Raw genomic sequence first — 20,803 nt, forward strand, 5'->3', positions numbered from 1 at the left:
GTCAGGTGTACAGCAATCGCTTTTTGACTAGCCGACACAGCCTATGGCTATGGCAGCAGTCGCCAAAAGCAGGCGTCCGTGGCACCGTGTACCCGTTCGAGAAGGTACGTGCCACCGGCGACATCGAGCAGCAGATCCGCGCCTTTGCCTTCGGTCAGCCTCAGCACTTCATCTGCCCAGTTCGGAGTCGTTCTGTAGTTGACGCCCGCGACCGCTCGCGGATCGAATAGACGAGCTCACTGAAGCCTGGGATAGCGCACGGCTTGGTAACGCCCAGGAGAAATGAGACAGCCGCAATGCGTTGTCTTGACCCACTCACAGAAGGCTGCGTGCAGTCGATTATGGAGCGAGAGCTGCCTCGATCCAAACCCAATGTCTATATCCTCGACAAAAAAGGCCCTGTAGAGGGCCTTTTTGTACGCAAACCAAAATCATTTGGTGAGCCAGGACTCGGCGTTAACCCGGCAAAATGTCGATTACTACGACACTTGATGAAGAAAACGCTCTACATCTGATTTGAGCTTGCTATTCAGTCATTTCATCGTCGGCATAGAGAACTCTACACCCTCGCGGATGCCCGAAGATGGCCAGCGCTGAGTGACCGTTTTACGCTTGCTATAGAAACGAACGGCATCCGGGCCGTAGGCATGCAGGTCGCCAAAGAGCGAGCGCTTCCAGCCACCAAAGCTGTGATACGCGACAGGTACTGGGAGCGGTACGTTGATGCCGACCATGCCGACCTTAATGTTGTCCGAAAAGTAGCGGGCTGCTTCACCATCGCGAGTGAAGATGCAGGTGCCGTTACCGTACTCATGGGCATCGATCAGTTGCATCGCCTCTTGCATGCTCTGCGCGCGCACGATCAACAGCACCGGCCCGAAGATCTCTTCCTCGTAGCAGCGCATGCCGGGTTTGACTTGATCGATCAATGTCCCCCCAACAAAAAAACCGTTCTCGCAAGCTGGAACCTGAATGTTTCGACCATCCACTACGACCTCTGCGCCCTCCTCCTCTGCACTGTCGATGTATCCGATCACTTTTTGCTGATGTTGGCGAGTGATCAGAGGGCCGAAGTCGTTGCTCTTGTCTTGATAGGCGCCGACCTTGAGACTGGTCATTGCTTCGCGCATTTTGCTGATCAAGGCATCGGCTGTTGCATCACCTACTGTGACCGCTACAGACAGAGCCATGCATCGTTCCCCTGATGATCCAAATGCAGCCCCCACCAACTGGTTGACCGCATTATCGATGTCCGCATCTGGCATGACGATGGCGTGGTTTTTTGCTCCACCCAATGCTTGGCAACGTTTGCCATTTGCCGCAGCCGTCCGGTAGATGTACTCAGCGATTGGTGTCGAGCCTACAAAACTTACCGCCTGAACACGATGGTCGTGGAGCAAGGTATCAACGGCCTCCTTGTCACCATTAACCACGCTCATGACGCCATTCGGCAAACCAGCTTCCTGCAGCAGTTGGGCGATGAACAGGGTCGAACTTGGATCGCGCTCGGAGGGCTTCAGGATGAAGCAGTTACCGCAGGCAATCGCCATAGGAAACATCCACAGCGGCACCATCGCAGGGAAGTTGAATGGCGTGATTCCAGCAACTACACCCAGCGGTTGGAACTCACTCCAAGAATCGATATTGGGGCCAACATTTTTGCTGTGTTCCCCCTTGAGCAACTCGGGCACACCACACGCATATTCAACATTTTCGATGCCCCGCTGAAGCTCGCCCATTGCATCGTGGACAATTTTCCCGTGCTCTTCACCAATCATTTGGCAGATACGTTCGGCATTCTGCTCAAGCAGTTCTTTGAAGCGAAACATCACCCGCGCGCGCTTGATAGGTGGTGTGTTGCGCCACTCAGGAAAAGCCGCTTCAGCGGCAGCAATGGCTTTTTCGACCGTTAGTTTCGAGGCCAGCGCAACCTGTTTGGTGACTTCGCCCGTCGCAGGATTGAACACGTCCTGAGTGCGCTCAGTGTCAGTGACAATCTGGCCGTTGATCAGATGACCTACAGTAATCATGTGAGTGTTCCTTATTTTATGTACGCGGCAGTTACCGCTGAAGTGATGAAGAGGTGTGGTTATCGTTTTGGCTACCAGAGGTTTCGGTAGAGCTCGATCATCTCGTCGACCGAAGGCACCCGAGGATTGTTGCCCGGTGAACCGGATGCGAGGGCTTGCTCAGCCATAATTGGCATCAGTTCGAAGAAGCGTGCGCGACTGATGCCAAAGCCTTCAGGTGTAGGAACTTGCAGCTCGTCATTGAGGGCTTGCAGTTCGACGAGCAACTTAGCGTTGGCGCTATCATCGCTGTCCTCAACGGTCGCAACACCAATGGCCCGTGCACAATCGGCGTAACGTTTTGGGGCGCCTGGGATGGAGAAAGCTGTTACGCCTGGCAGCAGCATCGCGTTGGAAAGTCCGTGTGGCACATGGAAAAAAGCTCCAATCGGGCGGCTCATACCATGCACCAGGGCAACCGAGGCTGCCGAAAACGCAACGCCGGCCAAAGTAGATCCCAGCATCAGCGCCTCGCGCGCTGCAATGTCCTGGCCTGCGTGATAGGCCCGGCGCAAGTTCGGGCCAATCAGGCGCATCGCGGCCAGCGCCTGACTGTCACTGTAGAGGTTGGCTTTGAGGCTGACATAGGCCTCAATGGCGTGGGTTAGTGCATCGATACCGGTATCCGCCGTGACACGAGCTGGCAGGGAGAGCGTCAGGGTGTAGTCGACCAATGCCGCCACAGGCATAAACCCGATGCCTACGCAGAGCATTTTTTCGTCGTTCTGTTCATCAGTAATGATGGTGAAACGGGTAACTTCCGAACCGGTACCAGCTGTGGTCGGTACTGCAATGATCGGCAAGCCTTGCTCGCTCACCTGCCGTGGAAATTTATAGTCACGCATCTCGCCACCGAACTTGGCGAGAATGCCAATGGCTTTGGCACTGTCGATTGGACTGCCACCACCCAATGCAATGATGCTGTCATAGTCGCCCGATCTAGCATGTTCAACACCGGCACGAATCGAATCGACCGTGGGCTCAGGAACAGTGTCGGCGAAAACGTCGGCGCTCAAACCTTTGCTTGCAAGTACATCCTGGATACGACCTGCGTAACCGAGTTGCACCATCATTTTGTCAGTGATGATCAATGGTCGATGGCAACCCAGGCTAGCGAGCACATCTGGAATGGCCTCGCTGGCCTTGGCGCCCACCTGCAGGATGCGCGGCAGAACTATTTGATTCGACATGTTGCCTCCGAAAGTTTTCCTGTGGGGGCGTCGACTCCAGGAGAGTGCCGCCCCCTATTTTTCTTGTGATGGAAGTCGCCGAGGTAGATGGGCATTTGTGAAACTTCATACCCTTAACCTCTGACGGGAATGTCAGCTGGGTAAATACTCTTGGCTCCAGCTGTCGCTGATAACGCTGCGGGTCATGAGAGCGTCAACTTCACTTTCGCTGTAACCGAGTTCACTCAAGACAGATCTGGTTGAAGCGCCAAATTTTTCTGCTGGTGAAAGGCTGCGGATCGCCGCATTACGCGGGCGTATGGCAAAGGGATCGAGCTGAGTTACGCAGCGCCCACTCGGATGATCGGCATAGACACTGAACGAGTAGCTCCCGTTATCCGTGCCCGGGTAGTTGTCAGCAGGTCGGCTGTAGCGAGTGCGGAGATTGTCGATGTTATCCGGGATAGCAGCGGCGACTCTGGCTTCCTGCAAACGGCGTTGCCAGGTTTCTCCCGCCACCTTGGCCAGAGCTGCACTGAGGAAAGCCGCGTGGTCACCTGCCGCAGACAGGCCGTTCAAGCCTGGAACTGCATCCAGTCTGCCCAGATCCGCTGAATCTGCATCGAGGTATAGCCAACCGTCAGCCGTTCGATAGAAACGCGACAGATCGCTATAACCCAACACCTCACGACCCGCCGGCTCATCAAAAGGTGCGCGCCCCGAGTAGTCGTAACAGAAAGGAACTTGAACCAGGTTGCCCAAGGCAGCCAGTGACGTCCGAGCTCGGCTGACCTTGCCTGTTCTGGACTTTTGATACAACGCTGTGGCCACGCCAAGCGCAGCAGCGAATCCGCACATCACATCAATGGTGCCAACATGAGCATGTTCTTCCGGGGTCTGCATACCGCCACCAAACCGCAGCATGATGCCGGTCGTGGCCTGGATGAGATCGTCGTAACCCAAGTAGTCAGTTCTAGGGCCACGGCGAGGGCCACCGAAGCAGTCCAACTGGCAGAAAATCACCTCAGGATTCACGGCCTTCAGGCTGGCTTCATCTAACCCTAAAGGCGCCAGTTGGCGATCAGGCGCATTCATGACAATGACATCCACTGACTTCACCAACCTGTCGAATACCTCACGCCCCTCCTCTTGATTGAGGTCGACCAACACGCTTTGCTTACCGCGCGCCGAAGACATACCGAATACCACGGTGTTCCATGGATCGTAATTTGGCTTGGTGGGGTCAAGCTTGATGACATCCGCACCGAATCGCCCGAGGAATGAGGTCGAGTGCGGGCCGGCAATCACGTTGGTCAGGTCGAGGATACGAACACCGTCCAGCCATCCTTTTGAACATGGCTGATTTACGGCTGGCAACTCCTCGCGAGTGCCTTCACTCAAGGTGGCCAATGCCTCCTCGATACTGACTTCTCGTCGTGAGAGCGGAGACAACATCAACTCTGCACTGTCTTCCAGCCAAGCTATAGCGCCTGGCTGTTTCATCAGCCCATATTGATGATCAGTGACGTCAACCACTAGACCTGCAGTGTTTGCATGCTCATCGTGCAACCACTCTTGAGTTGAACGATGAGGAGCGCCAGGAAACTGCCCTTCACCGAAGATTTTTTCCCATTGCGCAGCCGTCTTGGTCAGGAAGACTTCCTTCATGCGCGCCGAGATAACCTTGGCCCAATGAGCTGGTAGTGGATAAACACCGAGTGAGGCATCACCTTCCCATTGTGCAAATGGCAGGTAGGGATCTTCAACTTTGGGAAGGCCTGCAGCGAGCATTTCCTCGTACAAACCCATTGCCTGTAGGCAGCGTTTGGCATGCGAGCGATGGGAAGGGCAAACTGCGTAGAATTTGCGTCCGTCAGCACATTCATAGGTACGGTAGAAGGGGTCGAGGTACTCCTGCAAATCCTCATAACTGAGGTTCATCGGCAGGTTCTCGGCTCGCCGACGCTCAATCTCTTTTTCACGCAAGGTTTTGTAGCGCGCTGGATAGCCGTCGATCTTGATTGAGTTGTAAGAAAGTCCCTCCATGACCGCCGAAGCGAGCGGCACTTCGATCTCATCACCCATGCCAGTGCGTTGTCTGGATTGCAATGCCAGCACCACAGCCGAGACGGCGAGCATAGTGCCGTAAGCGGATGCGAGTGGCAGTGGAGAAAAGCTCGGGTTAATGCCCATCAATACCCGATTTTGCCCCATATCAGTGAAAACCCCTGAGGCTGAAGCGATAATTGCCTCAGTGGCACGCCATTGGCTTCGGAGTTCATCATTGGTTGCAAAACCTGGAATGGACAAGGTGATCAGTTGCGGGTGTTCACGACGCAACTCGGAAAAATCCAGCCCCAGTTTTTTCATCACGCCAGGACGGAAGTTCTCAATCACGATGTCGGCTTTTGCGATCATCTGCCTGGCGTGGTGCAAACCCTCAGGGGACTTCAAGTCCAAGCGTAAGCACTGCTTGTTTCGGTTGAGGACGGCATTCGCCGGGCTATCCCAGAGCGGGCCAGCGGGTGGATCAATATGAATGACCGTGGCCCCGAGATCACCCAGTATCATCGCGACAGCGGGGCCGGCAATGTATTGGCCAAAATCGATAACGTTCACACCGCAAAGGGGTAGCTGACTGAGGTTTGTCATGTTTCACCCATTATTTTTATTGTCCTGCTTCTTCAAGCTTTCACGCAGGGTTTAGGTTTTCAGAAGCCGTCTGCAGAGGCTCAAAGCGTTTCAGGCTTGGCCCATTGAGTGGCGATCTGGGAGTTACTTTCGAGAAAAGTTGGGGACTGCGAAAGCAATAAAAAAAAACCCTATGGGTTCATTTTTTTTATGCGATAGGAGTAGGATTTATGGATTACCGCTACAAGACGTACGCTGGCTCGCCCCACAGCCAGGCACTTTTCCTCAGAGAATTTTGAGCCATGAAGAAGCGACTACCTCCGCTCAACTGGTTGCGCGCGTTCGAGTCAGCCGCTCGTCACCTAAGCTTTACGGAGGCGGCTGTAGAACTGAGTCTCACTCAGGCAGCCGTCAGCCAGCAGATCAAAGCACTGGAATCGCAGCTCGGCGCAGCTCTGTTTAAGCGTCTACCTAGAGGTTTGGAACTGACGGAGCCTGGCTTAGCCTTTCTACCCGTCGTCCATGAATCGGTGGAGCGTCTTGCAGCGGCGACCGATGAGATATTCGGTCAAGGGCACCGGAAGGTGCTCACAGTGCGCAGCAGTCTGGTTTTCTTTACTCATTGGCTGTCGGGTCGTCTGCCGCGATTTCGCGAGCAGCATCCAGATGTCAATTTGCGTATCACCAGCAACATCTGGATGGGCGAAACCGATCTCGAATCTGATCTGGAAATTCGATATGGCAGCGGTAAATGGACTGGCCTGAAGAGTGAACGGCTGACCTGGGATTTGCTTTTCCCTGTGTGCGCCCCTGATTTGCCCACAACGCAAAAGCCCTTGAAAACCCCAAGAGACCTTCGTCACCACGAACTTCTGCATGTCTTGGGTTATGAGGAGGGATGGGGCTATTGGTTGAAAAAGGCCAAGGCCGACGACGTTGACTCATCTCAAGGACTGCAGTTCGACACGCTTATTTCCGCACTGAAAATGGCGGAGCTGGGTCAAGGAGTTGCCTTGGCGCGATCATCGCTCGTCGAGCAGTATCTTGAATCAGGACAACTCATCGCCCCTTTGACCGCAAAATTTAAAACCTCAGAAGCGTTTTACTTAGTGTATTCCCCGCACAAAATCGTCAATCCCCAAGCGGCAGCTTTCGCAAGTTGGCTGATGGAAGAAGCGTCCGCCGCGCGTAGCGAAGAATGAGGAAGTGATTTTTGAATCCGTGAATGCCTGAAGCCCTTCACTTTAGACACCAATAGATAATTTTTGTGTTGCACCCATAAAAAAAATCGCCCCATTGGGTTTTTTTTTATTGCTTTTACCTTCCGATTTTTTTGCCGAGAGTAAAGCCCTGATCGTCTCTTCGGTTGCTCACGCACTCCGTGCGAAGAGCTTGTGACGGTTTCCCACAAAAATAAAAACGAGGGGTCTCACGCATGAAAAGCGCAACGTTTCTTTTGCTAACCGGCATAGTGTCCTGCAGTGCTTACGCAGAAAACACTCTCACGGTTGTGTCCTACGGCGGCAACCTAACAAACGCCCAGATCCAAGCCGCACACAAACCCTTCACTGCCGCCACTGGTACCCGGGTGATTTCGGAGGACTATTCCGGGGGCATCGCGCAAATCAAGACTCAGGTAGACAGCAAAAAGGTCACTTGGGACGTAGTCGATGCTGAAATACCGAACGTCATTCGTGCCTGTAACAACGGCCTGCTTGAACGAATTGACCCAGCCACCCTGGCACCTGCACCGGATGGAACACCTGCTGCAAAAGATTTTCTGCCAGGAGCCCTGACGGAATGCGGCGTGGCGAGTTACGTTTGGTCGACAGTCATGGCCTACAACACCAAAGCCTTCAAGGGCGAACAGCCCCATACCCTGAAAGACTTTTTCGACACCAAGCGCTTCCCAGGCAAGCGAGCACTGCGTAAAGCACCTCAAGTCAATCTTGAATGGGCGCTGATGGCCGACGGCGTACCCCGTGAAGAGGTGTACGAAATGCTGGGGACTGAAGATGGACTGGATCGAGCTTTTGCCAAGCTCGACACAATCAAAAAGGACACCATCTGGTGGGAAGCCGGGGCACAAGCGCCGCAACTGCTAGCCGATGGCGAGGTCAGCATGATCTCAGCCTATAGCGGGCGTATCGTTATTGCTCAGCAGAAAGAGCAGCAGCCGTTCAAAATCGTGTGGGATGGTCAGATGTATGACATGGAGGCTTGGGTAGTCCCTGCCGGCAATCCGAAAAAAGATCAGGCGATGGATTTTTTGAAGTTTGCCACTCAAAGCTCGGTACTGGCTGACCAAAGTAACTATATCGCCTATGGCCCTACACGACTCTCCGCGCAAGCATTGGTAGACCCAAAGGTCAAACCCAACTTGCCTACTAGCCCTGAAAACTTTGCCAGCGCACTCCAGGTGGACTCCCAGTGGTGGGGAGACCATGCAGACGAATTGAATGAGCGCTTCAACGCTTGGCTGTCCAAGTAACCAAAAACTCAACCACAACCTTGCCGCAGCACACCTGACACACCCCTTTGGCGGGCCCGGGCGACTTTTCGTGCCCGGCTCCTCTACAGCACCAATAACAAGAGATATCTCCCATGCGTACTGAATCATTCGTTAGCTTTCGAAATGTGCAGAAGAGTTATGACGGCGAACATCTGGTCGTCAAAAACTTCAACCTCGAAATCGAACAGGGTGAGTTCGTCACCATGCTTGGCCCTTCGGGTTCCGGCAAGACGACATGTTTGATGATGTTGGCGGGGTTCGAGACTGTGACTCATGGGCAAATTTGCATTGATGAAAAACCGGTAAATGATATAGCTCCGCAAAAGCGCGGTATCGGCATGGTGTTTCAGAACTATGCCCTTTTCCCTCACATGACCATTGAAGAAAACCTCGCCTTCCCACTGAGAGTGCGCAAATTGTCCCGGCAAGACATCGAAGACCGGGTGCGTAAATCACTTGACCTGGTGGCCTTGGGACAATTCGCGAAGCGAATGCCGGCTCAGCTGTCTGGCGGTCAGAAACAGCGTGTTGCACTGGCCCGCGCATTAATCTTCGAGCCACGTTTGGTGCTGATGGATGAACCGCTTGGAGCGCTGGACAAACAGCTTCGTGAACAGATGCAATATGAAATCAAGCGTCTGTCAAAACAGCTCGGCATCACAGTTGTGTACGTTACTCACGATCAGACTGAAGCCCTTACGATGTCGGATCGCATCGCAGTCTTTAACGATGGAATTGTCCAGCAACTGGCCAATCCGTCCGACCTTTATGAAAAACCGCAGACCGCATTTGTCGCGAGTTTTATCGGCGAGAACAACCGGCTGATGGGGCAGATTATCGAGCGCCAGGAACGCTACTGCCAGGTGCGTGTTGGTGAGCACCTCGTCAAGGCGCTGGCCGTCAATATCCACCCTGTAAGCTCGACCACCACACTGTCGATTCGTCCTGAGCGCGTGCAGATTGGCGCACGTCCAGGTGAGTACGACAACCATATGCCGGCCCGCATTGAGGAGATCATTTACCACGGTGATCATTTGCGAGCGCGCTTGAAACTGGCAGGCAACGACGAGTTCATCGTCAAGATGGTCAACACCGCAGGACACGCTGCTCCCCAAGCCGGTACTTGCATCGATGTGGGTTGGTCAGCCGACGACTGTCGGGCGCTGGACGCCTGAAGCCCTACAACGACTTTACTGTTTTGCCGGAGCACCCAGATGAACAACTCATATACCGTCAGCCCCATATTAGAGACCGTCAGCGAGACCCTACCTCAAGGAAATCTGAAGTCCAGCCTTGACCGGGCAGAACGTCTAAACAAGACCAAATCACTGCTATTGGTCGTCCCATTGCTGGCATTCATTACGGTATTTTTCTTGCTGCCTATTGGTGCGATGTTGCTGCGCAGCATCCAGAACCCGACCCTTTCCACGGCGATGCCACAGACCGCTGCCGCATTAGCCAACTGGGAGGGCACAGCCTTGCCAGACGAGCAGTTGTTCGCCACCGTGGGTCATGAAATCCTCGCCCTGCAAGAGGCCCGACAATTGGACAGTGTCGGCTCCGATCTCAATAGGGTGATGGGTGACGCCAAGAGCCTGATGGCCCGCACTGCACGTGGCCTGGCCAGCAAGGTCGTCGTGCCAGGTGCGTTTAACACCACAATGACCGGCATCGACAAGCGCTGGGGGCAGATCGGCACCTGGATGCAGTTGAAGAAAATGGCGCCAGCCTACTCCGCAACTAACTATCTCGCGGCCTTGGACTTGCGTTATGACGACCAAGGTAAGGTCGTTCAACAACCTGAGAGCCGACGCATCTACGTCAGCATTCTGATCAAGACCTTGATGGTTGCACTGGGTATCACGGCGTTGTGCATGATCCTGGGTTACCCGCTGGCCTACATGCTCGCCACCCTTCCAGCAAAAACCAGCAACCTGTTGATGGTCATGGTGCTGTTGCCGTTTTGGACATCACTTCTGGTACGCACCAGCGCCTGGATGGTGATCTTGCAATCCAACGGTGTGCTGAACAGCACGTTGAACAGCATGGGATTGATCAACCAGCCACTCGAACTGATGTACAACATGTTCGGAACGGTCATTGCTATGACCCACATCCTTCTGCCGTTCATGGTGCTGCCGATGTTCAGCGTCATGAAAAGCATCGACACAACCTATACCCGTGCAGCGCACTCCATGGGCGCCAGTTCGTTCCGCACTTTTGTGCAGATCTATTTTCCCTTGTCTCTGCCTGGATTGAGCGCTGGAGGCATCCTGGTGTTCATTCTGGCGACGGGGTACTACATCACTCCGGCGTTGGTGGGTGGGCGTACCGGACAAGTCATCAGCAATTTCATTGCCTACCACATGCAGACCTCCCTGAACTGGGGACTGGCCGCCGCCATTGCGTCCATCCTCCTGATGATTGTCCTGGTGCTGTACTGGATTTATGACCGGGTCGTGGGCATCAACAATATGAAACTGGGGTAATCGAAATGAGTCTTCCAAGCTATACCAGCCCGATGGGCAGAGTCTGGTTCTTCAGCGTTCGAAGCTTTGCAGTATTGGTGCTGTTGTTTCTGATTTTGCCAATATTGGTAGTGGTGCCTTTGTCATTTAACGTCGAGCCCTACTTCAGCTTTACCAGCGGCATGCTCAGCCTTGATCCAGCGGCCTTTTCAATGCGTTGGTACCACATGCTTCTCGAGGATCCACTGTGGGTGCTGTCGTTCAAGAACAGTCTGCTGATCGCCTTCTGCGCAACGGTAATTTCAACGGCACTCGGGACGTTGGCAGCACTCGGCTTGTGCCGCGCTAATCTGCCGTGCAAGGGACTGCTGATGGGCACCCTGATTTCGCCGATGATCGTACCGGTGATCATCTCTTCTGCCGGCATGTACTTTTTCTACAGCGAACTGGGCATCGGGCAAAACCACCTTGGCATCATTCTGGGCCATGCGGTACTCGGTACGCCATTCGTCATCATCACAGTGACGGCGACATTAGTTGGTTTCGACCATTCGTTGACCAGAGCAGCGGCAAGCCTTGGAGCGTCTTCGACCTATACATTTTTCCGTGTGACCTTCCCAATTATTCGTCCAGGGATCATGTCCGGTGCGCTCTTTGCGATGGTGACCTCATTCGATGAAGCTGTGCTGGTGCAATTTCTTGGCGGGGTTGAGCAACGCACAATACCGCGACAAATGTGGTCAGGCATGCGCGAGCAGATCAGCCCAACTATCCTTGCTGCAGCCACATTACTCATACTCGGTTCCGTAGCATTGTTGGTTGCAGTTGAACTAATGCGTCGACGCTCGCTGCGCTTACGTGGCATCAAAGAGTAAACACCTTTATGTGCTCAGACATGTGAACCACATTTTATTGGAAGGTATTCAATCAAGGACTAAGGGGTTTGGATACGGCGATCCAAGCTGAAATCGAGTCACTGATCGACTAAGACGCATAAAAAAGGGCCCTCACGGGCCCTTTGTACTCAAACCAAAATCACTTGGTCAGCCAAGACTCAACGGTCGCGGAGCCGTGCTCAGCTTTCCATTCCTTCAGCGTTTTGTGGTTGCCGCCCTTGGTTTCTACCACTTCGCCGGTATGAGGGTTCTTGTAGACCTTCACTTGGCGAGGCTTGCGGGTGCCCGATTGGGACTGAGCTGCTGGAGCGCGGCGACCGGCTTGTGGATCGAGCAGATTAACGACATCTTTCAAGCTGTAACCATACTTGGCAAGCAGGGCACGGAGCTTGGTTTCAAATTCGATTTCTTTCTTGAGACCAACATCCCCTTTCAGGGCTTCGAGAGCTTGGAGCTGTTCTGCGAGGTGTTTTTCGAGTTGGCGAAATTCTGCGAGCTTGGACATGGTTAACCTCGAAAGTAATTGCTTGCAAATGTGAGACAGGGTGAACCAAATAAGTTGTCCGTTCACCGCTTTACAGTTGAGGACAGGATATCCCACAAAGCATCGGGCGTGCATTTCTGGTAGCTTGCGATCCACTTTCAATTTTTAACACAGCGGACATCAGGCGTCAGAAAAAGCGTCCACCCGATGTGAGTCGATGGCAATTTACTTCGTAGGTTTAATCCAATTCGCTGATGCAGACCACTTTAGGCTGCGTCATGTCCTCATACGCAAATCGAACACCTTCGCGTCCCAAACTTCCGTACTTGAAACCACCGAAAGGCATGGCATCGAAACGATAATCGGAAGAGTCGTTGATCATCACGCCACCCGCTTCAATCTGACGCGCCAGTTTCAAAGCCTTGGAAATGTCACGTGTGAAAAGACCTGCGTGCAAGCTGTACTCTGTTGCGTTGGCCAGAGCAATGGCGTCTTCCAAATGCTCAAAAGGCTCCAGGATAACCACCGGCGCGAAGACCTCCTGCTGCCAAATCGTACTGCTATGGCTCACGTGCTCAAGCACGGTCGGCGCATAGCTTCCCACTTGGCGATGGTGCCCACACAGCAGAACCGCCCCCTCGGCCAGCGCTTCATTTACCAATTGCTCGGTACGACGCGCCGCCTGCTCGGTAATCATCGGGCCTACATCCGTTGCTCGCTGGTGAGGATCACCCACTACCAAGGCGCGCGTTTGGCTGACAAAACGCTCACGGAAATCCTCATAAATTGAACTATGTATAAGGATGCGTTGAGTGCCGATGCAATTCTGCCCTGCTGCCCAGAAGGCACCAGACACGCAGGACTCCACGGTCGGTTCGATATCACAATCTTCAAGCACGAGAACCGGGGCATTTCCTCCGAGATCCATTGCCAGCTTCTTCAACCCGGCACTACGAGCGATGGCCTCTCCTGTTGCAAAACCGCCCGTAAAGGAAATCATCCGAACTTCACGTACTTCCACTAATGCTTTACCCAAGTCAACGCCACCGGTAGCCGGGGTAATCACAGAGGGTGGAAGACCCGCTTTCACCAAGCACTCAACGAGCTTGAGAGCAGACAGCGGCGCGAGCTCCGAGGGTTTCAAAATCACGGCATTGCCACCGGCGATTGCCGGGCCGAGTTTATGGGCGACCAGATTCAGCGGATCGTTATAGGGCGTGATTGCGACGATAAGTCCCAAGGGTTCCCGCGTGAACCAACCTTGACGCGATTCCGATCCTTCATAAGCCCCAAATGGAATCACTTCCCCGGCGTTACGACGCGCCTCCTCCGCCGATAACTTCAACGTGTTCACGCAACGCTTCACTTCCTTCTCTGCTTGTCGCAGCGTTTTTCCCGCCTCTGCAACGATCAACCTGGCAAATGCATCAGACTCAAGCTCCACACTCCGGGCGGCGTCCTCAAGAATGCGTGCACGCAGGTGACGAGGCATTGCCGCACTCTCGCGAACGCCGATTCGCGCGCGTTCCAGCAAGCCAGGAACGGCGGCTGCATCAAGGCAAGGAACGCTCCCTACCAAATGACCATCGAATGGACTGAACACATCAATCTGTTTGGCTTCAACAAGCTGGATACTGGCCATGCTGGATACGCTCATGACTATCTCCTGTTATTTGCCGTGGGCGGTGTGGATGGCGACGATGTCCGACAGCAATGCGAAGGCCGTCTCGATACGCCCTGCCCCAGGCCCGGACACCGTGACAGCTCCCAGCAGTTCGGTATTGAACGACACTGCATTCGTGGCGCCGGCAATACCTGCCAGAGGATGCGAATTCGGCAGCAGCCGGGCCTCGACACTCGCTCGAACCGAGCCATCGGCTTCACGATCGGCTGAGCCAATCAGTTTCCAGCTCGCGCCATTGGCACTTGCCTCAGCGATATCTTGCGCGCTGATGTTGCTGATGCCTGAACACGCTACATCACTGACATTCAGTCGTGCATTCAGAAGTTCGTTGGCCAGAATGACCACCTTGAGGCGTACGTCAAACCCTTCTACATCGGCGGTAGGATCTGCCTCGGCGTAACCGAGCTGTTGCGCTTGTACGACCGCATCGTTGAACGCCAGGCCGTCTTTCATTTGGCTGAGCACATAGTTGGAAGTGCCGTTCAGGATGCCTTCGAAGCCTTGTACGTTGGCACCCGCCAAGGCCTGTTTGGCCAGACGAATCACGGGCGTGCCACTCATCACCGCCCCCTCGTACTCGAAAGCGACCTGGTTGCGACGAGCCAACGCCTTGAGTTCGGCACCGTGCAGCGCAATAGGGCCCTTGTTGGTGGTCACTACATGAATGCCACTTTCCAAGGCCCAGCGGCAAAAGGTAGTCGCGGGCTCGCCATCGACCGGATTGGTGAAAGTGGCCTCAGCGATGATGTCGGCACCGGAATGCTTGATTACAGTTTCGTTGAAGGCCTCGGCATTGCCGCCGGGCAGTTGAGCGAGTGCGCCTTTCTCAATCGGTAGCGCGACCAACTGCTTTGCATCCAGACCGTCTTTAGCAACGATGGAACCGAGAAATAGATCGGTGACACCGACAATTTTAATAGTGAAGCCCAGGGACTCTTTCCACTCGGCATTACGATCGGCGACCAATTGGGCGAAGCCACGGTTCACGCCACCAAACCCTACCAAGGCAATTTTGTACTCAGTCATGAAAGCTGTTCCTTTATTGATGTTGTTCGATAGGAACATCCTAAGAGCCGGGCTTTGGCAGTTGAATATGGCAGTCTGCTCTATTAGTTGGGCATTTTGCCCAAGCACATTTTATTTAAAACACTGCAGAAAGGACGAACGAGGTCACGGTGTTTTCCACCCCTGGCATGGCCGCGATTTCCTTCCACACAAGATGGACACGCTCAGGTGTGGCGGCATTCACGCGCAGCATTAAATCGAACTCACCACTGAGTACTTCACATTGCACGACTTCGGGAATGGAGCGCAGCGCAGCCAATACTGCTTCGCCACGCATGCGGTCGTAGCGGTAGACGAAGATCACCGCACTGATAAGCGACGTAGGCCGCCGCGACTCACCGAGAAGTACCGTATAGCCCTGGATCGCACCGTCGCGCTCAAGACGCTCGATGCGCTGGCGCACCGCATTGCGCGACAAGTTGATCTTGGCACCCAGTTCAATATGGGCTATTCGCGCATTGGCGGTAAGTTCGGCCAGTATGCGTTCATCCAACGGATCCAGAATGCGCTTCATACAAGCCTCTGCTGCGCCAGACAAAGAGCCTGGCACAGCCCGTCCAGATCGCCCTTGGCCAGGTAAGGTGGTTGCGCGAGCACCTCGACGGTAGTCGGAACGCTTGCTTGCCAGACGCCCAGCTCGGCCAACAGCGCCGCCGACTTGGCCGGCGCAATTTGCCCGAAGGTGACCATCGGTGCGCCCAGGCTGCGTCGATGAAGCCTGCCAGCCAGTACACCGACAGCGGTGTGAGGATCGATGGCCGAGCCCGTCTCGCGGAACAGTTCGACGACCTCATCACGCACCTGGGATTCGTCTACCGCATAGGAATCGAAGAGTACTCGAGCACGCAGCCATTGCTGGTTGCCGATGCTCATTTCTCCGCAACTTTCAAAATGCTCCATCAGTGCTTTTGTCGAGCAGCCATCGTGCTCGTAAATCTCCCAGATAAACCGCTCCAGGTTGGAAAACAACGAGAAGTCCATCGCCGGCGACACTGTTCGATTAGTCATCCGGGTGGAGTAGCGATTGCAATGAAAAAACTGGTGCAGGGCATCATTGCTGTTGGTCGAAATGATCACCTGATTGATGGGTAACCCCATTTTCTGCGCAATGTAGCCGGCGTAGATCTCGGCCGAGCTGGCCGCTGGAACGCTAAAGCCAACGGGACGCGAGCCACCGCCCAGTTGCAAGGCCGCGTGGAAGTAAAAAACGATCTGAGCCAGGACGCCGATCCAATTGGTCGAGTTGAAACAGATCGGCATCACTGCGTCCAACGGCCACTCACGCAAGAGTCGGGAGACCAGCATCTGGCAATCATCGAAATTACCATCAACCGGAAACAGCTGGACTCGCTGCGGGTCGGCTGCCTGCAAGGCACTGAGTTGCTCAGACGTAAGCCCATCGCGCGGATACAGTATCGCCATGCGGGCAGCCGTGCAGTCAGCAAAGGCTTCAAGCGCAGCAAGACCGGTATCACCATTAGTTGCACCGACCACCAACGCTTCTTTACCGACCTCCTTAAGAAAATGCTCGACCAGGCGCGACTGCAACTGCGCGGCGAAATCCTTGGAAGAACGGGTCGGGCCATGAAACAGCTGGAGTATCCATTCGTTATGCCCTATCTGCTCAAGCGGCGTAATGGCGCGGTGCTTGAATTGTCGATAGCTGTCACTGAGCAAGCCACGCAGGGTACTTTCGTCTATGGAAGAGCCAACAAAAGGCGAAATCACTCGCCAAACCAACTCATCGAACGGCAGCCACGACCAGCTGGCAATCTGTTTCTCAGTGAATACCGGCAAACTGGCTGGGACATAGAGACCACCATTTTCGGCGAGCCCCGACAGAACCACACTGCGAAAATCCGACCGCATGTCACCGCCGCGTGTGCTTACATAATCCATGACCACTCCCAATCGGTATTACAAAAGGCGATGGGCTTGAGCCACCAGCCAGGTAGAAAAATTTGCTGCATCAGGCGATAGCGCTTCGCTCTGCTCGTGCACCAGATAAAAAGATTCGCTGGCCTCGATTCGGTGACTGAATGGCGCAACCAATTGCCCACTCTTGAGCAAATCCTCAACCACCGAAGATCGTGCCAGCGCAACGCCCTGCCCCAATTCCGCCATGCGGATCGTGGAAATCAGCGTGTCAAACTGAAGACCACGGGAATAGTCGACGTCGTCTGCTCCAACCCGCTTTAACCAGTAACCCCAACCTTCTTCGTAACCCAGTACGTGAAGCAGGGAATGGTTCATCAAGTCGCGTGGCTCATGTATGGGTGAGCTGGCCATGAGCTGTGGGGAGCAAACAGGCTGAAGGATGTCCCAAGTCAATCGCTGAGCGTGCAAGCCCGACCACTCACCGCATCCCCAGCGAATCTCCAGGTCATCCTCGCCATCCGGTTCTTTCACCCAAATATTGCTGATATATCGAATATCAATCTGGGGATACTCCCGACAAAAATCTGCGAGCCGGGGGGCCAACCAATAGTGAAGAAAGGAAAGGCTGCCACGCACCTTCAAATGTCTTCGATTGTGCTGGCCGAAAATCTCGTTGGTGCCGACGGCAAGGCGACTGATCGCGTCTTGGACGACAGGCAGGTACGACTGCCCTTCCTCGGTCAAGCCAAGCCCTCGGGGTAAGCGCTTGAACAGCGCCACACCGAGGTGACTTTCCAACTGACGGATCTGCTGACTCACAGCCCCTTGAGTCAGATGGAGCTCTTGCGCCGCGTGGGTAAAGTTCAGATAACGCGCCGATACTTCGAATGCCCTCAACCAATTCAAGGGTGGTAGTGACTTTTGACTCATCGGCGCAACCTCATCAGGACTTTATCTATGCACAATCATTGCCTGAGAAATTCACGCGGTGCCAGAGGAATGAACAGCTGCGGCTAAAGCCAACCGCTCTGCTCTCTTGTTTCGAGTGACCCAGTAGACGAAATAACACCACGCGATAAAGGGGAGACCGAAGTAAAGCGCCACTCGCTGCTCAGGATCAAAAGCGATACCCACACAGGCCAGCAGACAACACAACAGTGCACCGATAGGCACCCATGGATAGCCGCGCACACGGAAATGCAGGTCTTCAACTCGTCCACCATTAGCGACGTATTGGCGACGGAACGCGATCTGGCTTGCAGCAATGCTCATCCACACGACGACGACCGCCAGACCGGAAATGGACACCAAAGCCAAGTAAACCGTATCAGGGGCAAACACACTGCTGAGCAGAGAGGCCACTGCACCCGCCATGCTAAGAACGATGGCGTTCACTGGTGTGCCACGACTGGAAAGCCTGGCGTAGCGCTTAGGCATATGTCCTTGATCGCTCAATGTCCACAGCATGCGCGAGGCTGCATACAACCCCGAGTTAGCGGCGGAAATCAGTGCCGTGAGAATGACGAAGTTCATAATATCGGCAGAGTATGGGATGCCAATGAGCTCAAACACCATGACGAATGGACTTTCTATGAGCCCCGCTTGCTCCCGTGGCAATAACGTCGCAAGGACGAAAATTGTCCCCACAAAGAACAACGCCAAACGTACCACTGTCGTGCGGATAGCCTTGGGTACGCTAGTTTGTGGATCCTGTGCTTCACCTGCCGCAATTCCGATCAGCTCGGTTCCGGAAAATGCGAAGGATACCGCCAGGAGGGTCATGGCAATGGGTAAGAACCCGGTGGGGAACAGCCCTTCACGTGTGAAGTTGGAAAGTCCCGCCCCCTGCAAACTCTGTACTTGCAAAAGGCCGAAAATTGCCGCTCCGCCGATCGCAATGAACGTGATAACGGTCAGAACCTTAATCAGCGAAAGCCAAAATTCAGTCTCCGCAAACAACCGGACAGAGACAACATTGCTGAAGAAGACTGCAAGGGCAAACAGCGCACTCCAGATCCAGACCGGTGTGTCAGGAAACCACCGAACCATCAGTATGCCCGCAGCGGTAAATTCTGAACCGATCGCTACTGCCCATGTGAGCCAATAAAGCCAGGCCACTGTATAGCCTGTGCCTGGGCCCAGGTATCGCGTTGCGTAGCTACTGAACGATCCGGTTTCCGGCATCTGCACAGCCAACTCACCGAGACAGACCATGACTAAATACACCATCACTGCGCCGATGATGTAAGCGATCACTGCGCCGAGTGGCCCTGCCTGATTAACCGTGTAACCGGAGGTAAGGAATAATCCCGTACCGATCACACCGCCCAGTGCCAACATCACGATGTGGCGAGTTTGCATTTCCTTTTTGAAACGCGAGTTTGGATCAGGCTGATTATCTTCGATATGCGTGGACATAGTTTTATTCTCATGAAATGTTCGGACAAACACCTTGTAACCGGCTTTTGGGCAGTACAATTTTGTCGTCGCTGGATTTTATTATTTTCATTCTTCATGAAGGGCTTAAGATGAATATCGAAAGTCCTGCCCGTATTCAGGCTTCTACCTCAATGAAACGTTGGGCACTGTCAGCGTGAAGGCTTGCATCGCCTTGTTTACTTCGCACTAAAGCGAAGGCTTGTTTTAGATCAGCCAATAAATCTGCTGAGTCTTCAATACCTACGGACACTCGAACCAAACCTTCGGAAATGCCAAGTGCCTGACGTTCTTCAAGGGTATTTTCCACATGACTGGTCGTCCGTGCCGGCCCATAAATGGTCTCGACAGCGCCCAAATTACCCGCCCGATGCGCATACCTGAGCAGCGGTAGCAAACGAGTCACGGTGTCCATGCCTCCTTTCAGTACGAAGCTGACGATGGCGCCGAACCCGTTCATTTGCGATTGAGCAATGTCATGACCAGGATGTTGAGGCAACCCCGGATAGTTCACCGACTCGACCAGCGGTTCGGTGCAGAGGTACTCGGCCAAAAGTTGTGCGCTCGCCTGTTGCTGGCGAAGACGCAGTGCCAGAGTCTTGATGCCCCGGATAATCAGATACGCCGAAAAAGGATCCAGCGACGCACCATTGATTTCGCGGTAATGGCGAACTTTAGACATCAAATGCTCAGCGCCGCACACCACACCGCCGAGTACATCACCATGACCGGAGAGGAATTTGGTCGCGCTGTGCACAACCACATCAACACCTAAAGCGAGCGGATTCTGATTCAGCGGCGTCGCGAATGTATTGTCCGCAACAACCAAAGCACCCACTCGCTTCGCCGCGGCCACAAGGCGCCGAATATCAACGATTTTCAGCGTTGGGTTCGTGGGTGTTTCCAGGTACAGGACGTTGCAGCCTTTAGCAATTTCCTGCTCAAGCGCCACAGTGTCGAGCGTATCGCAAAGGGTGACGTCCACACCCATGCGTGGAAGAAACTCCTCAAAAATCTTGTTCGTACCACCGTAGCTGTCACGTGTAGATATCACACGCTGCCCATAGGACAGGAAGGTGTGTAGCACACCGCTGATTGCGGCCATTCCGGTACTGAAAGCGACAGCGGACTCCGCGCTTTCCAGCTCGCAAAGTTTATCTTCCAAGACAGAGACAGTGGGATTGCTCATCCGGCTGTAAATGAAGCCGGGCTCCTTTCCCAATGCCACGTCATACCACTTATCGATATCGTCATAGCCATAGGCGGCACTGACCACTATGGGGGTCTGGGTCGCATTGTAGGGATGTTGAACTTGCTCTCCTCCCCATACCACTCGAGTCCCCATCCCAACCTCTGAAGCCTGGACGGCGCGTTTCTTGTTTTCCATAAAAATGTCTCGCATCAAGGGAAACACAACCGTGTTCCAAGTGGGCTTGGAAGGACTATAAGGAAGGCTCATGTTTGTGAAAAATCATGATATTTGGGAGTAAGGGCTGCTTTTTTTAATGGCA

16 protein-coding genes and 1 pseudogene are annotated in these 20,803 nt (G+C 54.1%); 5 read left to right on the forward strand and 12 right to left on the reverse strand.

Annotation, left to right across the window (positions count from 1 at the left end):
* Nucleotides 1-110 precede the first annotated feature (110 nt).
* The 4 genes and pseudogenes from AB7M26_RS20950 to AB7M26_RS20965 all read right to left on the reverse strand — a co-directional run.
* Nucleotides 111-215: pseudogene (locus AB7M26_RS20950) on the reverse strand (NAD(P)-dependent alcohol dehydrogenase); the annotation flags it as partial.
* Between the two features lie 318 nt (nt 216-533).
* Nucleotides 534-2,030 carry a CoA-acylating methylmalonate-semialdehyde dehydrogenase gene (locus AB7M26_RS20955; RefSeq protein ID WP_095631334.1) on the reverse strand — a complete coding sequence of 499 codons (1,497 nt, stop codon included), beginning with the start codon at nt 2,028-2,030 and terminating at the stop codon, nt 534-536.
* 71 nt (nt 2,031-2,101) lie between these two features.
* Complete coding sequence (locus AB7M26_RS20960) at nt 2,102-3,259, reverse strand: iron-containing alcohol dehydrogenase (RefSeq protein WP_041983780.1); 1,158 nt, start codon at nt 3,257-3,259, stop codon at nt 2,102-2,104.
* A 132-nt stretch (nt 3,260-3,391) separates the two neighbouring features.
* Nucleotides 3,392-5,890, reverse strand: coding sequence for a CoA transferase (locus AB7M26_RS20965; RefSeq protein WP_429386012.1), 2,499 nt, complete (start codon nt 5,888-5,890; stop codon nt 3,392-3,394).
* 281 nt (nt 5,891-6,171) lie between these two features.
* On the opposite strand from AB7M26_RS20965, the gene gcvA reads away from it, so the two are divergent.
* From gcvA to AB7M26_RS20990, 5 genes are all read left to right on the forward strand, one after another.
* A complete protein-coding gene (gene gcvA / locus AB7M26_RS20970; RefSeq protein ID WP_429386014.1) occupies nt 6,172-7,071 on the forward strand; it encodes a transcriptional regulator GcvA in 900 nt (299 codons plus the stop codon).
* Nucleotides 7,072-7,304: 233 nt separating this feature from the next.
* Complete coding sequence (locus AB7M26_RS20975) at nt 7,305-8,360, forward strand: ABC transporter substrate-binding protein (protein WP_179053932.1); 1,056 nt, start codon at nt 7,305-7,307, stop codon at nt 8,358-8,360.
* 113 nt (nt 8,361-8,473) lie between these two features.
* Entirely contained in the window at nt 8,474-9,556 is a 1,083-nt protein-coding gene (locus AB7M26_RS20980) for an ABC transporter ATP-binding protein (protein ID WP_041983772.1), read from the forward strand.
* 39 nt (nt 9,557-9,595) lie between these two features.
* Entirely contained in the window at nt 9,596-10,870 is a 1,275-nt protein-coding gene (locus AB7M26_RS20985) for an ABC transporter permease (protein ID WP_429386017.1), read from the forward strand.
* A 5-nt stretch (nt 10,871-10,875) separates the two neighbouring features.
* Nucleotides 10,876-11,724 carry an ABC transporter permease gene (locus AB7M26_RS20990; protein WP_429386019.1) on the forward strand — a complete coding sequence of 283 codons (849 nt, stop codon included), beginning with the start codon at nt 10,876-10,878 and terminating at the stop codon, nt 11,722-11,724.
* Nucleotides 11,725-11,884: 160 nt separating this feature from the next.
* Here AB7M26_RS20990 and AB7M26_RS20995 read toward each other — a convergent pair whose 3' ends face one another.
* The 8 genes from AB7M26_RS20995 to AB7M26_RS21030 form a co-directional block, all read right to left on the reverse strand.
* Entirely contained in the window at nt 11,885-12,250 is a 366-nt protein-coding gene (locus AB7M26_RS20995; protein WP_429386021.1) for a histone-like nucleoid-structuring protein, MvaT/MvaU family, read from the reverse strand.
* 217 nt (nt 12,251-12,467) lie between these two features.
* Complete coding sequence (locus AB7M26_RS21000) at nt 12,468-13,886, reverse strand: aldehyde dehydrogenase family protein (protein WP_429386023.1); 1,419 nt, start codon at nt 13,884-13,886, stop codon at nt 12,468-12,470.
* 12 nt (nt 13,887-13,898) lie between these two features.
* A complete protein-coding gene (locus tag AB7M26_RS21005; protein WP_429386025.1) occupies nt 13,899-14,939 on the reverse strand; it encodes a homoserine dehydrogenase in 1,041 nt (346 codons plus the stop codon).
* Between the two features lie 115 nt (nt 14,940-15,054).
* A complete protein-coding gene (locus AB7M26_RS21010) occupies nt 15,055-15,492 on the reverse strand; it encodes an Lrp/AsnC family transcriptional regulator (protein WP_429386027.1) in 438 nt (145 codons plus the stop codon).
* Nucleotides 15,489-16,877, reverse strand: a complete 1,389-nt coding sequence (gene thrC, locus AB7M26_RS21015) for a threonine synthase (protein WP_429386028.1) — start codon at nt 16,875-16,877, stop codon at nt 15,489-15,491. The genes AB7M26_RS21010 and thrC overlap by 4 nt, the downstream gene beginning before the upstream one ends.
* An 18-nt stretch (nt 16,878-16,895) precedes the next feature.
* Complete coding sequence (locus AB7M26_RS21020) at nt 16,896-17,786, reverse strand: LysR substrate-binding domain-containing protein (RefSeq protein WP_258680843.1); 891 nt, start codon at nt 17,784-17,786, stop codon at nt 16,896-16,898.
* 51 nt (nt 17,787-17,837) lie between these two features.
* Nucleotides 17,838-19,274: an amino acid permease gene (locus AB7M26_RS21025; RefSeq protein WP_429386031.1), complete on the reverse strand. Its 1,437-nt coding sequence runs from the start codon at nt 19,272-19,274 to the stop codon at nt 17,838-17,840.
* A gap of 136 nt (nt 19,275-19,410) precedes the next feature.
* Nucleotides 19,411-20,679 carry a cystathionine gamma-synthase family protein gene (locus AB7M26_RS21030; protein ID WP_429388923.1) on the reverse strand — a complete coding sequence of 423 codons (1,269 nt, stop codon included), beginning with the start codon at nt 20,677-20,679 and terminating at the stop codon, nt 19,411-19,413.
* Nucleotides 20,680-20,803: the final 124 nt, after the last annotated feature.

Source organism: Pseudomonas sp. F-14 TE3482, from assembly GCF_053629455.1.

Bases quoted from the DNA above. Each gene is read 5' to 3' on its own strand.
- thrC (WP_429386028.1), bottom strand. From the start codon at position 16,877: ATGGATTATGTAAGCACACGCGGCGGTGACATGCGGTCGGATTTTCGC.
- AB7M26_RS20975 (WP_179053932.1), top strand. From the start codon at position 7,305: ATGAAAAGCGCAACGTTTCTTTTGCTAACCGGCATAGTGTCCTGCAGT.
- AB7M26_RS21030 (WP_429388923.1), bottom strand. From the start codon at position 20,679: ATGGAAAACAAGAAACGCGCCGTCCAGGCTTCAGAGGTTGGGATGGGG.
- AB7M26_RS21005 (WP_429386025.1), bottom strand. From the start codon at position 14,939: ATGACTGAGTACAAAATTGCCTTGGTAGGGTTTGGTGGCGTGAACCGT.
- AB7M26_RS20985 (WP_429386017.1), top strand. From the start codon at position 9,596: ATGAACAACTCATATACCGTCAGCCCCATATTAGAGACCGTCAGCGAG.
- AB7M26_RS21010 (WP_429386027.1), bottom strand. From the start codon at position 15,492: ATGAAGCGCATTCTGGATCCGTTGGATGAACGCATACTGGCCGAACTT.
- AB7M26_RS20980 (WP_041983772.1), top strand. From the start codon at position 8,474: ATGCGTACTGAATCATTCGTTAGCTTTCGAAATGTGCAGAAGAGTTAT.
- AB7M26_RS20995 (WP_429386021.1), bottom strand. From the start codon at position 12,250: ATGTCCAAGCTCGCAGAATTTCGCCAACTCGAAAAACACCTCGCAGAA.
- AB7M26_RS21025 (WP_429386031.1), bottom strand. From the start codon at position 19,274: ATGTCCACGCATATCGAAGATAATCAGCCTGATCCAAACTCGCGTTTC.
- AB7M26_RS21000 (WP_429386023.1), bottom strand. From the start codon at position 13,886: ATGAGCGTATCCAGCATGGCCAGTATCCAGCTTGTTGAAGCCAAACAG.
- AB7M26_RS20955 (WP_095631334.1), bottom strand. From the start codon at position 2,030: ATGATTACTGTAGGTCATCTGATCAACGGCCAGATTGTCACTGACACT.
- AB7M26_RS20965 (WP_429386012.1), bottom strand. From the start codon at position 5,890: ATGACAAACCTCAGTCAGCTACCCCTTTGCGGTGTGAACGTTATCGAT.
- AB7M26_RS20960 (WP_041983780.1), bottom strand. From the start codon at position 3,259: ATGTCGAATCAAATAGTTCTGCCGCGCATCCTGCAGGTGGGCGCCAAG.
- AB7M26_RS20990 (WP_429386019.1), top strand. From the start codon at position 10,876: ATGAGTCTTCCAAGCTATACCAGCCCGATGGGCAGAGTCTGGTTCTTC.
- gcvA (WP_429386014.1), top strand. From the start codon at position 6,172: ATGAAGAAGCGACTACCTCCGCTCAACTGGTTGCGCGCGTTCGAGTCA.
- AB7M26_RS21020 (WP_258680843.1), bottom strand. From the start codon at position 17,786: ATGAGTCAAAAGTCACTACCACCCTTGAATTGGTTGAGGGCATTCGAA.